The organism is Halolamina salifodinae, assembly GCF_017874235.1.
In the GTDB taxonomy this organism is placed as follows: Archaea; Halobacteriota; Halobacteria; order Halobacteriales; family Haloferacaceae; genus Halolamina; species Halolamina salifodinae.
In genome coordinates, this window is sequence record NZ_JAGGLC010000003.1 from 403,843 (window position 1) to 417,666 (window position 13,824).

The window sequence follows — 13,824 nt, forward strand, 5'->3', positions numbered from 1 at the left end:
CTATGGCACGACCGATACGACTCGACACCGTCTGTAAGGAGTACCACACCGCCGGCACGACCCACGTGGCCGTCGACGACCTCTCGCTGGAGATTCCGGAGGGGTCGTTCACAACCATCGTCGGCCCGTCCGGCTGCGGGAAGACCACCACGTTGCGGATGATCGCCGGCCTGGAGACGCCCACCTCGGGCACCATCCACTTCGGCGACCGCGACGTGACCGAGGTGCGCCCGCAGGACCGCAACGCCGCGATGGTGTTTCAGAGCATCGCACTCTACCCCCACATGACCGTGCGGGAGAACATCGCCTACGGGCTGAAAGTTGCCGGCGTCCCCAAGGCCGAGCGCGACGCCGCCGTCGACGAGGCCGCAGAGACGCTCCAGATCACCGAGCAGTTGGACAAGATGCCCGCCGAACTCTCCGGCGGCCAGCAACAGCGGGTTGCACTGGGCAGCGCGTTCGTTCAGGACCCCGACGTGCTCCTGCTCGACGAGCCGATGTCCGACCTCGACGCAAAACTCAAGGCCGAACTCCGGGTCGAAGTCCAGCGTCTCCACAAGGAGATGGACGCAACGATGGTGTACGTCACACACGACCAGACGGAGGCAATGACGATGAGCGACCACGTGCTCCTGCTGGAGGAGGGTCGCCTCGCGCAGTTCGCGCCGCCGGGGGACCTGTTCGACCGCCCGGTTTCCCAGTACGTCGCGGAGTTCATCGGCACGCCCTCGACCAACACGCTGCCCGCAACCGTCGAGGCCGCCGACGACGGCCCGACTATCGTCGGCGAGCAGTTCGAGATTCCGGCACCCGAGGACCGGTTCGCCGACCGCATCGGCGACTCGGTAACTGTCGGCATCCGGCCGCAGTATCTCTCGCCCGACGAGGGTGACCACCGAATCCGGGTCATCGTGAACGTGGTCGAACAGCTCGGCACCGAGTTCGTCGTCCACGGCACGAGCGTCAACGGCGCGCACGTCAACGTCGTCGACGAGAGCGTCGACGGCGCCGGCCCGGACGACGAACTTTCGGTTGGCTTCGAGGCCGCCGACGCGTTCGTGTTCGACGAACACGGCGAAACCATCTGTCACGGCGACGCGCTCGTCGCCGCCCGTTCTGCCTCTCCCTCCCAATGACGCGACACGACGATTCGAGCGACGACGCAGAGTACGGATCCGATCGACGCCCGCGAACTGACGGCGGCAACCGCGTCGCCCCGGACCTGCTCTCAGGCGCCGAGGGGCGACCGCTCTCGGACGTGACGGTTCTGGAGTTGGGCCACATCATCGCCGGCCCGTTCTGCTCGATGCTGTTGGCGGACCTCGGTGCCGAGGTGATCAAGGTGGAACACCCGAAGGGCGGCGACGCCGTCCGGGACTCCTCGGAAGTCGGCAACAGTTCGTTCAACTACGTCAACCGCAACAAACTCGGGATTACTCTCGACCTGAAGTCCGACGAGGGCAACGCGGTGTTCGAGGACTTGGTCGAGGAAGCGGACGTACTGATCGAGAACTTCGCGGCCGGCACGGCCGACCGCCTCGGCGTCGGCTACGACGACCTGAAGCCGGTCAACGAGGAACTGGTGTACTGCTCCATCAAGGGGTTCAACGAGGGCCCCTACGAGGATTACCCGGCGCTCGATCCCGTCGCCGAGGCGCTCTCGGGCGTGATGAGCGTCACGGGCCACCCCGGCCAGCCGCCGGTCCGCTGTGGGACCAGCCTCGCGGACATGGCGGCGTCACTGTACGGCGCCATCTCCGTACTCGGCGGCGTGCGCCAGCGCGACGCCAGCGGCGAGGGACAGCACGTCACCGTCCCGCTGTACGAGAGCACCGTCTCGCTGATGGGCTACTGGCTGGCGTACTCCCAGACAGCCGGCGAAGCGGCCGAACCCATCGGCGCTGGCCACCCCAACTGGGCGCCGTACAACGCCTACCAGTCCGCCGACGGCGAGTGGGTGTTCGTCGGCCCGTCCTCGCAGGCCCAGTGGGAGGCACTCTGTGAAGCCCTCGAAGCCGACCTCCACGAGGACGAGCGCTTCGCGACCCTCGACGACCGTCGCGAGCACCGCGAGGCACTCGACGAGGGCGTTGGCGCGGCCTGCGAGCAGTTCGAAGCTGAAGAGCTCATCGCCCGCCTGCGGGACGCCGGCGTTCCAGTCGCCCCCGTCAACGACACGCAGGATGTCGTCGACGACCCGCACCTCCGGCAGACCGACGCGCTCGGGACCATCCGCGCGACGGAGGGCGACGGCGGCGACATCGACGTGCCGCGCTACCCCGCTCGCTCGACCGGGTTCGAACGCGTCGAGAACACGGACCCGCCCGAACTCGGCGAGGACACCGACGCCGTGCTGGAAGCGCTGGGCTACGACGCGGAGGAGCGAAAGCGACTCCGGGAGGCCAACGCGGTATGAGCGGGATGAAGCTACTGGACCTCACACTCCGTGAGGGCGAACAGCGACCCGGCGTCGAGTACACCGTCGACGAGAAAGTCACGGCGGCCCGCGAACTCGACGAACTGGGGGCTGACTTCCTCCAGATCGGCTTCCCGGTCGCTGGTGAGCGCACTCGGCGAGTCTGTGAGCGCCTCGACATCGACGCCGACATCACCGGCCTCGCCAGAGCCATCCCGAGCGACGTGGAGGCCGCACTCGACGCCGGCGTCGACGTGGTGGACCTGTTCGCGCCGACCAGCGACCAGCAGCTCGACGCCGTCCTCGGCGCCTCCCGGGCGTCGATGGTCGAGTCAGTGCGGGAGGCCGCCAACATCGCCCGCAAGGGCGGTGCAGACGTGCAGTTCACCGCGATGGACGGCTTCCGCACCGATCCGGCCCACCTCGACGACCTGTTCGGCGCCGTCGACGCCGACTGGTACACTGTTGCGGACACTGTCGGCTCTCGAACGCCGGCAGGTGTCGAGCAGTTCCTCACTGGCCTCGACACGGACCTCGGCGATGTCGGGGTACACTTTCACAAAGATCTCGGCGTTGGCACCGCGAACGCGCTGGCGGCAGGCCGCGCGGGCGCCCGGAAAGTCGACGTCTCCATCGGCGGCATCGGCGAGCGCGCCGGCAACACCCCGACCGAGGAGTTCGTCGCGGCCGCCGCAGTCGGCGAGGAACCGATTGACCTCGCGGCCGACGAGGCGTCGCTGCTCCCCGTTGCCAGGCGCGTGCTGGACGCGCTGGGTGAGGACGTGGAGCCCACGAAGCCGCTGATCGGCGAGGCGGTGTTCTCTCACGAGTCCGGCCTCCACACGGCGGCGATGCTCGAGGAGCCATCGACGTTCGAGCCGTTCGATCCCGCACGGTTCGGCGGCGAGCGCCGACTCCTGTTCGGCGCCAGCACCGGCACGGGCGCGGCACGGAAACTCATCGAACGTGCCGGCCGGGAGCCAACGGACGCGCGGGTCGAAGCGCTGCTCTCGAACCTCGCGGACCTCGAGGAGGAGGTCGGCGTCGACGCGGCCGTCGAGATGGCTGAAAACATCGACTGAGAGCGCCACGCCATCGACCGGAGCTTTTTGCGCCCGCCAACCCACCACACGCCCGTGACCCGAGAGACCATCAGCGACGACACCCACGGCGTCGTCTACGAGTTCGCCCCCGAGATGGAGGCCGTCCGGACCGTCGAACCCGGCACGAGCCTCACGTTCGAGACCCGGGACAGCCTCGACGGCGTCATCCAGGAGGAAGACGACCTGCTCGACGAAATCCCCGACGAGGTCAACGCCGCCACGGGCCCGGTCGCTGTCGAGGGCGCCGAACCCGGCGACGTGCTGAGAGTCGAGATCGAGAACGTGCGCCTCGCGGAGGACCGCGGCCGGGTCGTCACCACGCCGGGGTTCGGCCTGCTGCAGGAGGGCCCGGAGATCGAGGCACCGTTCACCCGTATCACGCCGGTCGAACCCGGCGAGAACTACGACGACGGCCGGCCACGGATCCGGTTTGCCGAGCGCTCGATCCCCGCGGACCCCTGTATCGGCACCATCGGCGTCGCACCCGCAGAGGACGCCTACTCGACGCTCGTCCCGCACGACCACGGCGGCAACCTCGACACCAACGACGTGACGACGGGGTCGACGCTCTACCTCCCGGTCTATCAGCCCGGTGGGATGCTCGCGATGGGCGACTCGAAGGCCGTGATGGCCGACGGCGAGATGTGCGGCACGGGCGCCGAAATCGCGACCGACGTCGACGTGACCCTTGACCTCATCGAGGATCCGGAGTTCCCGCTGGTGCGACCGCTGATCGACACGGGAGATCACTGGAAAACCGTCGCCAGCGCCGAGACGATGGAGGAGGCCGCACGGCTGGCCCACCGGGACGCGGTCGACCTGCTCGTCGCCGAGCACGGGTTCGACCGGACCGAGTCCCACACGTTCGGCAGCCTCGTCGGCGGCCTCGAGATCTCGCAGGTCGTCGACCCGCTGGTGACCGTGCGGAACGCGATCCCGACAGAACACGTCTCCTCGCCGTTCTGAGCCGCTAGCGAGGGTATCTACTTCCCGAGCAGTTCCAGCAGCAACGCTTGCTCGGTCGGCATACGGTTGCCCGCCTGCTGCCAGACGACCGACTGCTCACCCTCCAGCGCGGCGTCGGACAGTTCCTCGCCGCGGTTGGCCGGCAGGCAGTGCATGAGTTTCGCGCCGGAGAGCAGCGCCTTGTCCACCTGGAACCCCTCGAACGCGGGCAGTTTCTCCTCGCGGCTCTCCGTCTCACCCATGCTCATCCATACGTCGGTGTAGACGGCGTCGGCGCCGTCGACGGCCGCCTCGGGGTCGTCGAACAGCGTGGGCTCGCCCCCCGCAGCGCGGGCCGCCACGATTGCGTCGTCGCCGACGCCGTAGCCCGGCGGCGTCGCCACGCGCAGGTCCACGCCCGCGAGCGCACAGCCGACTACGAGCGAGCGCGCGACGTTGTTACCGTCGCCGACCCAGGTGATGGTCATCTCGTCGAGCGCGTCGCCGCGCTCGGCGGCGAGCTCCTGCAGCGTCAGCAGATCGGCGAGCGTCTGGCAGGGGTGGGCCTGTTCAGTCAGCGCGTTCACGACCGGCACGTCGGCGTACTCGGCGAACGCCGCGAGGTCGTCGTGGCTGTTGAGGCGCGCGACCACGGCGTCGACGTACTGTGAGAGCGCGCGGGCGGTGTCCTTGATCGGCTCGCCGCTACCGAGGTGGATGTCGTCCTGCCCGAGGAAGCTGGGGTGGCCGCCCAACTCGGTGACGCCGGCCTCGAAGGAGGTCCGGGTGCGCGTCGAGGGCTTCTCGAACACCATCGCCACGGTCCGGTCGTCCAGCCGTGCCGTCTCCTCGCCGGCCTTGATCGCGGCTGCGCGGTCGAGCAGGTCTCGGAGCGCCGCCGGCGATAGCTGGTCGATTGTGAGCAGGTCCGTCGGGAACGTGGTAGTGGTGTCGTGCATCGGTCTGAGTGAGTTAGTCGCGTAGCTGTTCGCAGGCCGTCGTCAGCACCGCGACCGCGCGGTCGAACGCCGCGAGCGGGAGGCGCTCGTCAGGTGCATGATCGAGGCTGGCGTCACCGGGGCCGTAGGTGGCCACCGGCACGTCCCAGCCAGCCGCATAGAGGTTCGCGTCGGCGGTTCCGGTCTTGTGGAGGTGCGTCGGCTCCCCGCCAGCGTCGCGGATTCCCTTCCGCAGCGCAGCCGGGACTGACCCACGGGGCGAGGAGACCTGCGGCGGGATCGACTGGCCCCACTCGATTTCGCCCGCCTCCAGACTGTCCTCGACGAGCACACGAACCGAATCGGGCGTCTCACTGGGCGGCACGCGAAAGCGCGTCGCCATCGACGCCACGACCGCCGTGCCGTCGTCTGTGGGGCCGGCCTCCATGCCCGTCGCCCGGGGAGTGATCGTGTCGAAGCCGCCGGCTTCCTTCCCCTCGTTTTCCGCCGCCACCGCCGCGCGAACGCGCTCCCACCACGCGGTCGCGTGGTTGATGGCGTTCGCGTCGGGGCGGGCGCCGTGGCCTGCCGGCGTCGTAACCGTGTAGTCGCCGCCGACGATGCCGCGGTAGCCGAGCGTGATCGCGTCCCAGCCGGAGGGTTCGCCGTTGATCACGGCTTCGGGGGCCTCGCGGTCCTCGAGCAGATGGCGCGCGCCGCGGGAGTCGGTCTCCTCGCCGACGACGCCGACGAACGAGGCGCCGGTATCGACGGCCGCGACGGCCATCGCCGCCAGCGGACCGGTAGCGTCGACGCTCCCGCGACCCCAGAGCACGGGTCCTTCGGCGGCTAATTCGGGGTCACCGTCCTCGATACGGGCGGGAATCTCGCCGGGGACCGTGTCGATGTGGGAGGTCAGCAGCACTGAGTCGTCGCCGGGCGCACGGACGTTGCCGGCGTCGTCGATCCACGCCTCGCGGCCCTGTGCCTCGAAAAACGACGCGAGGTGAGCCGTGGCTTTGTCCTCTTTCCCGGAAGGCGAGGGGATCGAGACGAGATCCGCGAGTAACTGACGGCCGGGGGTGTCGAACACACCCTCCGCGCCCGGAATCTCGTCGGCAGGGACTGTTGCGATAGTCACGAGAGCACCTCCACCAGACTGTCGACGACGCTGTCGGCGTCGGCCTCGTCGATGGTGAGTGGCGGGAGCAGGCGCACCACCGAGCGCCCGGCGGGGAGCGCGAGCACCTGCTCCTCGATGGCCAGGTCGCGCAGCACGCGCATCGAGCCACGCTTGACCTCGATCCCGACCATCAGCCCCTGCCCGCGCACCTCGCGGACCGGGAGGTCGTGGCCATCGACGGCCGCACGGAGTGCCGAACGGAGGTACTCCCCGACCGCGGCGGCGTTCTGGGGCACGTCCTCGGCCTGTAGCTGGGTCAGCGTCGCGCTCGCGGCAGCGGCGACGACGGGGTTGCCGGCGAACGTCGAGCCGTGGTTCCCGGCATCCTCGGCGATCCAGTCCGCACAGAGCGTTACGCCGAGCGGGAGGCCCGAGGCGACGCCTTTTGCGGCCGTGAGAATGTCCGGAACCACGCCAGCCGACTGGCAGGCCCACATCGTCCCCGTACGGCCGAGGCCGGTCTGGATCTCGTCGAGGACGAGCGCCGCGCCCGCATCCGCAGTCGCCTCGCGAGCGGTCTGGAGGTACGCGTCGCCAGCGGGGTGGACGCCACCCTCGCCCTGAATCGGTTCGAGGAAGACGGCCGCCGTCTCGTCGTCGACGGCCTCCTTGAGGGCTTCCTCGTTGCCGTACGGGACGAACTCCACGCCGCCCGGGAGCGGCCCGAACGGGTCGCGGTAGTCGTCCTTCCAGGTCAGCGAGAGCGACCCCAGCGTACGGCCGTGGAAGGCGCGCTTGGCGGCGACGACTTTCTCGCGGCCGGTCGCCGAGCGCGCGAACTTCAGCGCAGCCTCGTTGGCCTCGGTGCCGGAGTTACAGAGCCAGACTTTCGAGAGGTCGTCCGGCGCGACTTCGGCCAGCTGCTCCTGCAGGGCCGTGCGGGCGGCGACGGGGTAGGAGCCCTGCACGTAGAGCAGGTCTTCGGCCTGCTCGCTGATCGCGTCGACGACCGCCGGCGGCGAGTGCCCCAGCGGCGTGCAGGCGTAGGAGGCACCGAAATCGAGGTACTCGGTGCCGTCGTCGGCGGTGAGGATGGCACCGGATCCGGACTCGATGGTGATCGGCTTCTCGGAGAAGACGAACCCCTCGCCGGTCATGCTTCACCCCCGATCTCGGCCACAGCGTCCTTTGCGATCCACGTCCCGTGGCCCTCCAGCGCCGCGAGTAGCGGCTTGCGGAGCGTGGCGTCGGAGACGATGACGCCCGCGGCGCCGCCGGTGAGTGCCTCCTTCGCGGCGTGGACCTTGCGGCTCATGAACCCCTCCGCGGCCGCTTCGAGCGCCTCGAACTCCGACGGCGTCGCGGCGGTGTCGATGAGCGTGTCCGGGTCGTCCGGATCCTCGTAGACGCCCGCCACATCGGTCAGGAGCACCAGTTCGGCGCCGAGTTCGGCGGCCAGCAGCGCGGCCACGCGGTCGGCGTCGGCGTTGGCGGCCGTGCCGTCGTCGGCCAGCATCGGCGGCGAGACGGTCGGGACGTAGCCGTCCGCGAGCAGGGAGGCCAGCAGGTCGACGTTGACCGACTCGGGCTTGCCTGCGTGGTCGCCGCGGCGGATCTTCTTCTTGCCGTCCTCCAGCACGCGAACCGCGGACTTGCGCGGCCCCGTAATCAGACCGCCGTCGATCCCAGAGAGGCCGACGGCGTTGACCCCGGCTGTGCGGAGGTCGGTGACGAGATCGGTGTTGAGTTTCCCCGGGAGCACCATCGAGAAGACCTCCATGGTCTCCTCGTCAGTGAAGCGCCCCGAGACGCCCGCGGGGGTCTCGACGTACTCAGGCTCCGTCCCCATCGCTTCCAGCGTGTCGTCGACGGCCGTGGATCCGCCGTGGACGACGACCACTTCGCGACCCGCGGCGGCGATGTGGGCCACGTCCTCGATCACGCCAGCCGGATCGACCGCGCGGGCGCCGCCGATCTTCACCACCACCGGGGGCTGGTCCGGGCCAACCGCGGCGTTGGACTCGCTCATGGCGATCCCACCGGGTGGAGCCCCGTCTGGTTCAGGCCGGCCGTCTCATCGAGGCCGAACGCGAGGTTTGCGCCGTGGACCGCCTGCCCCGCGGCGCCCTTCATCACGTTGTCGATGGCCGCGAAGGCAACGACGCGGTCGCCGTCGGCCGCGAAGCCGACCTCCGCGAGGTTGGTTCCGGCGACGGATTTGGGCTCGGGGTAGCGATAGACGCCGCCCCCGCCCGCGACGAGGCGGACGAACGGTTCGTCCCCGTAGGCCTCGCGGTAGGCGCCCCAGAGGTCGGCCGTCTCGACGCCGCCCTCGGCGCCCGGGCCGGTCGGGAACGTGTGGCAGGTCGCGGCTGCGCCGCGGACCATATCCACCGCGTGGACCGTGAAGGAAAGCGAGAGACCGAAATGCTCCTCGATTTCGGCCTCGTGGCGGTGCCCCGTGGGCGCGTACGGGCGGACGACGCCCGAACGCTCCGGATGCGACGACGCCGCGCCGCCGCCGGCGCCGCCCTCCGAGGAGCCGACTTTGAGGTCCGCGACGACCTGATCGTCGGGGGCCAACATTCCGGCGTCGACCAGCGGTTTGAGCGCGAGCATCGTCGCCGTGGCGTTACAGCCGCCGGAGGCGACGATGTCGGCGTCTTCGAGCCCTTCGCGCCCCAGTTCGGGGAGCGCGTAGGTCGCCTGCGAGAGGAACTGCGGCGCGCTGTGGCCGTCGTACCACTGGTCGTACGCCGCTTCGCTGTCGAGGCGGAAGTCAGCCGAGAGGTCGATCAGTTTCCCCGCAGCGTCGAGATACTCCTCGACGTGCTCCATCGAGACGCCGTGGGGCGTCGCCGCGAACAGCGCGTCGACGCTCTCGAGCTCCGCTGGGTCGGAGAAGCGCAGATCCAGTTCGCGGAGGTTCGGGTGGACGTGGCCCACCGTGCGGTTCTCGTACTCGCGGGAGGTCGCCTGCACGACCTCGAACTCCGGATGGCTTATGAGCAGGCGGAGTAGCTCCCCGCCCGCGAAGCCGGAGGCGCCGACGACGCTCGCGGTGAGGGTCACTGTCCCACCTCTGCGGGTGCGGTGTCGGCATCGGCGTCGTCGGCATCGGTGTCGTCGGCCTCGGCGTCGTCGGCCGCCTCAGCAGCGACTTTCGCTTCCAGCCAATCGACCACTTTCGCCGCCACGTTGACGTCGACGGCGGCGTTGAGTGCTTTAAACTCGACCGTGTGGTTGACCTCGTGGACGGTGTAGCCACCATTCTCGAGTTCCATCAGGTCGACGCCGAGCAGGCCGCCGCCGACCGCGTCGCTGGCTTGCTTGGCGAGCTTTTCGACCTCGGGATCGAGGTCGAACGACGCCGTCTCGGCGCCCGTCGCGGCGTTGGTGAGCCAGTGGTCGGAGGTACGGCTCATCGCCGCGATTGGCTCGCCGTCGACGGTCAGCACGCGCAGGTCGCGGCCGGGCTTCTGCACGAACTGCTGGACGTAGAAGACGCTGTGCTCGTAGTGGCCCAGCGTCTCCTTGTGTTCGAGCACGGCCTCGGCGGCCGAGCGCGACTCGAGTTTGGCCATCAGTCTGCCCCACGACCCCACCACCGGTTTCAGCACGCAGGGGTAGCCGAACGCCTCGATGGCGTCGAGCGCCGACTCCTTCGTGAACGCGACAGTGGTCTCCGGCGTCGGGATCCCCGCCTCCGCCAGCGCGAGGCTGGTCTCAACCTTGTCCGAGCACGTCTTCGCCGTCTCGGGGCTGTTGACGACCGGCACGTCGTAGTGAGCCATGAAGCGACTCGCGTACTTCGAGCGCGAGGTCGCCAGACAGCGGTCGAGCACCACGTCACAGTCGCCCAGCGGCTCCGGCGGCGCGTCGAGGCCGAACGTCGCCTTGCGCACGTCGACTTTGTGGACCTCGTGGCCGCGCTCGCGCAGCTCCGAGAGCAGGAGCTTCTCGTCCGGGCGGATGCGGGAGTAGAGCAGACCGACCTCCATCACTCCCCCCAGTCTTCCGCGAGGTCGGGCGCCTCCGCCAGTTCGGCGGGGTCGACGCCCACGACTTCGAGTTCTGTCCCACAGCCGCCACAGTCGACGATCTCGCCGACTTCGGCGTCGTCTGGCAGTGCAACGGCCGCGCCGCAGGTCACGCAGTCAGCTTCTGTCATCGTACTCCGAGGGAGGCGAGGGGAGTACTTTAATCCGTCTATTTATCTTATGGAAAATAAACGCGTAAGCGTCGCTAGTCGGCGAATTCGGACGAATCGGTGCCGCGCGGGACCGGCCGCGACGGCGCGAAATATGTGGTGGCCCGGAGGGGCCGCGGCCGCGGTCGCCGAAGCAGCGACCGAGGCGGACGCGGCCGCCGCGGGAGCCGTCGCCGGACTCCCTGCGGCGTTGGCCGTGGCTGTCGCCGCCGGACTGGCGAACTCGCTCCTGAAACGACCTCAGACATAGTCGCCTACCTCCGCCGCGAGGCGGTCCTCGGCGGCCGCGAGCGATTCTCGGTGGGCGTCGACGGCCGCCGCGTGGTTGGCGTGCGTCTCGCGCAGGCGGGTTAGCGATTCTTCGACGGCCGAGGCAGCGGGGCCGCCGCGGGAGTCACGCGCGGCGACGCTCCCCGCGGGGGAGAGCAGGTCTGCGAGCGCCTTCTCGTCGACGTACGCCGAAAGCGGGTCGTCGAGCACCGCGTCGGCGGCCGCCGCGAGTGCGTCGATCTGCTCGTCCACGCCAGTCTCGTCGTCGATGGCCGTCGTCGCCTCCGCGACGAGCTCGTGGGCGGTGCGGAACGGGAGGCCGGCGGCCGCGAGCGCGTCAGCGACGCCCGTTGCTGTCGAGAAGCCCTTGCCAGCGTCGGCCGCACAGGCCTCGGCGTCCCACTCCGCGGTAGCGACGGCGCCGGCGGTGACCTCGGTCGCCTCGCTGACGATGTCGACGGCGTCCCACGCGTGGGGTGTCGCGCGCTGGAGGTCGCGGTTGTACGCCCGGGGGAGCCCCTTCAGCGTCGTGAGCAGCCCCGTCAGGTCGCCGACGGCGTCGCCGGCGACAGCACGAACTAGCTCCAGCGAGTCGGGGTTCTTCTTCTGGGGCATGATCGAGGAGGTGGAGGCGTAGGCGTCGTCGATGTCGACGTGGCCGTCCTTCGCGGCCTCGATCAGGTCGGTCGCGAGCCCCGAGAGCGTCGCCGAGAGCGCCGCGAAGGCGCTACAGCCCTCGATCAGGAAATCACGCGCGGTGACCGCGTCGGCGGCGTTCTCGATAACGTCGTGAAAGCCCAGCAGCTCAGCAGTGCGCTCGCGGTCCACATCGAACGTGGTGCCGGCGAACGCCGCGGCGCCCAGCGGCGAGCGGTTCGTGCGCTCGAACGCGGCGAGTAGGCGCTCAGTGTCGCGCGCCACGGCGCCCGCGTAGGACGCGAGCAGGTGGGCGACGGTGGTCGGCTGGGCGTGCTGGCGGTGAGTAAAGCCCGGAACCACGGAGTCTGTCTCCCCGGCCGCGGCGTCGAGGAGCGCGGCACGGAGGTCCAGCGTGGCCTCGGCAGCGTCGAGCAGGTCCTGACGGAAACGGTAGCGGATGCAGGTCGCCACCTCGTCGTTGCGCGAGCGCGCGGTGTGCATCCGCCCGCCCGCGGGCCCGACCTCGGAGACGACGGCCGACTCGATGGCCTCGTGGACGTCCTCACCCTCGGGGAGGACCTCGTGGCCGGCCTCCTCGACGGTGTCCAGCGCGTCGAGGATGGCTGCGGCGTCGACGTCGCCGACGATGCCCTGTTCGGCCAGCATCACCGTGTGGGCGCGGTCGACCGCGAGGTCAGCCGCGAAGATGCGTTTGTCGGCGTCGAGACTCGACATGAACGAGCGTGCGGGCCCGCCGGCGAAGCGTTCGCGGCGGACGACGGTCTGGTCGTCGCTCGTGTCTCCGGACATCTACTCCCCGCCGTCCGTCGAGAGCGTGGTCGTCTCCTGTGCGTCCTCACGCTCGGCCTTCTCGGCCACGTCGTTGGCCAGACGCTCCTGGAAGCCGTGGTACTTCGCCACGCCAGTCGCGTCGGCCTGCTCGATGCCGTCTACCGTCTCGGTGTTGAACGAGGCGGCGTTCTCGGAGTAGACGCCATACTCGGACTCGCGGGCGACCGGACGGACGTGCCCGCCCTGGAGTTTGACCGTCACCGTGCCGGTGACTTTCTCCTGGGAGGCCTCGAGGTAGCCGTTCAGACTCTCCGTGAGCGGGGAAAACACCAGCCCGCGGTAGGCCTGTTCGGCCCACTGCTGCTCGATCTGGGGCTTGAAGTCGCGCTCGGTTTTCGTGAAGACGAGCTGTTCCAGCGCTTCGTGAGCGGTCAACAGGACCGTCGCGGCCGGGTGCTCGTAGTTCTCGCGGACCTTCAGCCCGAGCATGCGGTCCTCGAGCATGTCCGTGCGGCCGACGCCGTGGGCGCCCGCGAGGGCATTGAGGTTCTCGATCAGGTCGACTGGGTCGAGGAGTTCGCCGTTGAGGCCGACGGGGTAGCCGTTCTCGAACTCGATGTCGACCAGTTCCTCGCCGCTGCTGGGGGTCTTGGTCCACTCGTAGATGTCTTCGCTCGGGATATGGCTGGGGTCTTCGAGATCCCCACCCTCTACTGAACGGGACCAGAGGTTCGTGTCGATGCTCCACGTGCCCTCGTTGCCGGCCTCGACGGGCAGGTCGCGCTCCTCGGCGTAGTCGACCTCCCACTCGCGGGTCAGACCGAGTTCACGTACGGGCGCGATGACTTCGAGGTCCGAGCCGCGCCAGACGGTCTCGAAGCGGAGTTGGTCGTTGCCCTTCCCCGTACAGCCGTGGGCGATGGCGTCGCAGTCCTCGGCCTCGGCGACTTCGAGGATCTTTTCGGCGATCACGGGGCGGGCGAGCGCGGTGCCGAGCGGGTAGCCCTGATAGGTGGCGTTCGCGCGCACCGAGTCGAAGCAGAGCGACGCGAACTCGGCTTTGGCGTCGACGACGTGGATGTCCAGCCCCAGCGCGTCGGCGGTCTCTCGGGCCTCCGCGAACTCGGCCTCTGGCTGGCCGACGTCGACGGTGACGGCCAGCACGTCGTCGTAGCCGTACTCCTCTTTCAGTAGCGGGACACAGACGGTGGTGTCCAGTCCACCGCTGAACGCGAGCGCGACTTTACTCATACCTACGTCTGAAAGCCGCTATCCAATAAATACACCGCTTTAGAAGTTAAAAGGAAATGTGCTACGACACGCTACCCGGACGAAGAAGTGGTGGATTTCGGCGAAACGGTAACGAGGGGTAAAGTAGAGTTGGGCCT

13 protein-coding genes are annotated in these 13,824 nt (G+C 69.2%); 4 read left to right on the forward strand and 9 right to left on the reverse strand.

Annotated elements, in window-relative coordinates; genetic code table 11:
- Nucleotides 1–2 precede the first annotated feature (2 nt).
- The 4 genes from J2753_RS09095 to J2753_RS09110 are packed head-to-tail and all read left to right on the forward strand — an operon-like array spanning nt 3 to nt 4,485.
- Complete coding sequence (locus J2753_RS09095) at nt 3–1,136, forward strand: ABC transporter ATP-binding protein (RefSeq protein WP_209491616.1); 1,134 nt, start codon at nt 3–5, stop codon at nt 1,134–1,136.
- Nucleotides 1,133–2,416: a CaiB/BaiF CoA transferase family protein gene (locus J2753_RS09100; RefSeq protein WP_209491617.1), complete on the forward strand. Its 1,284-nt coding sequence runs from the start codon at nt 1,133–1,135 to the stop codon at nt 2,414–2,416. Before J2753_RS09095 ends, J2753_RS09100 begins: the two co-directional genes overlap by 4 nt.
- Nucleotides 2,417–2,421: 5 nt before the next feature.
- Nucleotides 2,422–3,498 carry a LeuA family protein gene (locus tag J2753_RS09105; RefSeq protein ID WP_379810978.1) on the forward strand — a complete coding sequence of 359 codons (1,077 nt, stop codon included), beginning with the start codon at nt 2,422–2,424 and terminating at the stop codon, nt 3,496–3,498.
- Nucleotides 3,499–3,552: 54 nt separating this feature from the next.
- Nucleotides 3,553–4,485, forward strand: a complete 933-nt coding sequence (locus J2753_RS09110) for an acetamidase/formamidase family protein (protein ID WP_209491619.1) — start codon at nt 3,553–3,555, stop codon at nt 4,483–4,485.
- 17 nt (nt 4,486–4,502) lie between these two features.
- On the opposite strand, the gene argF is transcribed toward J2753_RS09110, so the two are convergent.
- From argF to J2753_RS09155, 9 genes are all read right to left on the reverse strand, one after another.
- Nucleotides 4,503–5,423: an ornithine carbamoyltransferase gene (gene argF, locus J2753_RS09115; protein WP_209491620.1), complete on the reverse strand. Its 921-nt coding sequence runs from the start codon at nt 5,421–5,423 to the stop codon at nt 4,503–4,505.
- 13 nt (nt 5,424–5,436) lie between these two features.
- Nucleotides 5,437–6,537, reverse strand: coding sequence for a [LysW]-lysine hydrolase (locus J2753_RS09120; RefSeq protein WP_209491690.1), 1,101 nt, complete (start codon nt 6,535–6,537; stop codon nt 5,437–5,439).
- Between the two features lie 2 nt (nt 6,538–6,539).
- On the reverse strand, nt 6,540–7,682 hold the full coding sequence (locus tag J2753_RS09125; RefSeq protein WP_209491621.1) for an aspartate aminotransferase family protein: 1,143 nt from the start codon (nt 7,680–7,682) through the stop codon (nt 6,540–6,542).
- Nucleotides 7,679–8,554, reverse strand: a complete 876-nt coding sequence (locus J2753_RS09130; protein ID WP_209491622.1) for an acetylglutamate/acetylaminoadipate kinase — start codon at nt 8,552–8,554, stop codon at nt 7,679–7,681. Before J2753_RS09130 ends, J2753_RS09125 begins: the two co-directional genes overlap by 4 nt.
- Nucleotides 8,551–9,597 carry an N-acetyl-gamma-glutamyl-phosphate reductase gene (gene argC / locus J2753_RS09135; RefSeq protein WP_209491623.1) on the reverse strand — a complete coding sequence of 349 codons (1,047 nt, stop codon included), beginning with the start codon at nt 9,595–9,597 and terminating at the stop codon, nt 8,551–8,553. Before argC ends, J2753_RS09130 begins: the two co-directional genes overlap by 4 nt.
- Entirely contained in the window at nt 9,594–10,526 is a 933-nt protein-coding gene (gene lysX, locus J2753_RS09140; protein WP_209491624.1) for a lysine biosynthesis protein LysX, read from the reverse strand. The genes argC and lysX overlap by 4 nt, the downstream gene beginning before the upstream one ends.
- Nucleotides 10,526–10,696 (reverse strand): lysine biosynthesis protein LysW, encoded by a 171-nt coding sequence (lysW, locus tag J2753_RS09145; protein ID WP_209491625.1) that lies wholly within the window; start codon nt 10,694–10,696, stop codon nt 10,526–10,528. The genes lysX and lysW overlap by 1 nt, the downstream gene beginning before the upstream one ends.
- A gap of 279 nt (nt 10,697–10,975) precedes the next feature.
- A complete protein-coding gene (argH, locus tag J2753_RS09150; protein WP_209491626.1) occupies nt 10,976–12,454 on the reverse strand; it encodes an argininosuccinate lyase in 1,479 nt (492 codons plus the stop codon).
- Nucleotides 12,455–13,687 carry an argininosuccinate synthase gene (locus J2753_RS09155; protein ID WP_209491627.1) on the reverse strand — a complete coding sequence of 411 codons (1,233 nt, stop codon included), beginning with the start codon at nt 13,685–13,687 and terminating at the stop codon, nt 12,455–12,457.
- Nucleotides 13,688–13,824 lie beyond the last annotated feature (137 nt).

Excerpts from the sequence above, each read along its gene's own strand:
- J2753_RS09095 (WP_209491616.1), top strand. The coding sequence starts at position 3 with ATGGCACGACCGATACGACTCGACACCGTCTGTAAGGAGTACCACACC.
- J2753_RS09100 (WP_209491617.1), top strand. The coding sequence starts at position 1,133 with ATGACGCGACACGACGATTCGAGCGACGACGCAGAGTACGGATCCGAT.
- J2753_RS09105 (WP_379810978.1), top strand. The coding sequence starts at position 2,422 with ATGAAGCTACTGGACCTCACACTCCGTGAGGGCGAACAGCGACCCGGC.
- argF (WP_209491620.1), bottom strand. The coding sequence starts at position 5,423 with ATGCACGACACCACTACCACGTTCCCGACGGACCTGCTCACAATCGAC.
- J2753_RS09125 (WP_209491621.1), bottom strand. The coding sequence starts at position 7,682 with ATGACCGGCGAGGGGTTCGTCTTCTCCGAGAAGCCGATCACCATCGAG.
- J2753_RS09130 (WP_209491622.1), bottom strand. The coding sequence starts at position 8,554 with ATGAGCGAGTCCAACGCCGCGGTTGGCCCGGACCAGCCCCCGGTGGTG.
- lysX (WP_209491624.1), bottom strand. The coding sequence starts at position 10,526 with ATGGAGGTCGGTCTGCTCTACTCCCGCATCCGCCCGGACGAGAAGCTC.
- lysW (WP_209491625.1), bottom strand. The coding sequence starts at position 10,696 with ATGACAGAAGCTGACTGCGTGACCTGCGGCGCGGCCGTTGCACTGCCA.
- argH (WP_209491626.1), bottom strand. The coding sequence starts at position 12,454 with ATGTCCGGAGACACGAGCGACGACCAGACCGTCGTCCGCCGCGAACGC.
- J2753_RS09155 (WP_209491627.1), bottom strand. The coding sequence starts at position 13,687 with ATGAGTAAAGTCGCGCTCGCGTTCAGCGGTGGACTGGACACCACCGTC.